The sequence below is a fragment of the Brevibacillus sp. MCWH genome (genome assembly GCF_013096935.1).
Taxonomy (GTDB): domain Bacteria; phylum Bacillota; class Bacilli; order Brevibacillales; family Brevibacillaceae; genus Brevibacillus; species Brevibacillus aydinogluensis.
Genome location: NZ_SDLF01000106.1, coordinates 1 through 560 on the forward strand (window position 1 = coordinate 1; position 560 = coordinate 560).

Annotated in this window: 1 protein-coding gene; it reads left to right on the top strand. The window is 32.1% G+C overall.

The annotated features are described in order from the left end of the window. A partial coding sequence (locus tag ETC00_RS19580) for a tubulin-like doman-containing protein (protein WP_216369604.1) occupies window positions 1–560 on the top strand: 560 nt, incomplete at both ends.

Below are 560 nucleotides of genomic sequence, written 5' to 3' on the forward strand. Positions count from 1 at the left end.
CTACAGTAAATTCTGTACCTTCTATCGTTATCGGTGATGAGAAAGGAGCTGGTAAAGATAGAAGAATTGCAAAAGAATTTATTCAAAGATCAGCTAAAACACTTTTAAATGAAAAAGTGTTTACTGATCTAATTGTGAACAACGAAGTTATTTTCGTTGTTTCATCTACTGGTGGTGGTACAGGGTCTGGTATGTCACCTGTACTAACTGATATTCTTTCAAGAGTTTATCCAACAAAACGATTCATCCTTGTAGGAATTTTACCTACTATTAAGGAATCTATCGCTGCACAACAAAATACGATTGAATATTTAAAAGAGATGAGAAACTTTAAAGCTACTTACATGTTATATGACAATAACATTAAGACAGAATTACCTACAAGCGATATGATGAAGGCTATCAATAATCAGATCGTTGAAGATATTTGTGTGATCCGTGGTGATTATCAACATGCTACTCCATTTAATAGTATTGACGAAAAAGACATGTTGAAAATTATTGAAACAGAAGGTAGACTTGTATTAGCAACAACTTTTGGATTCAAAGAAAAAGATATT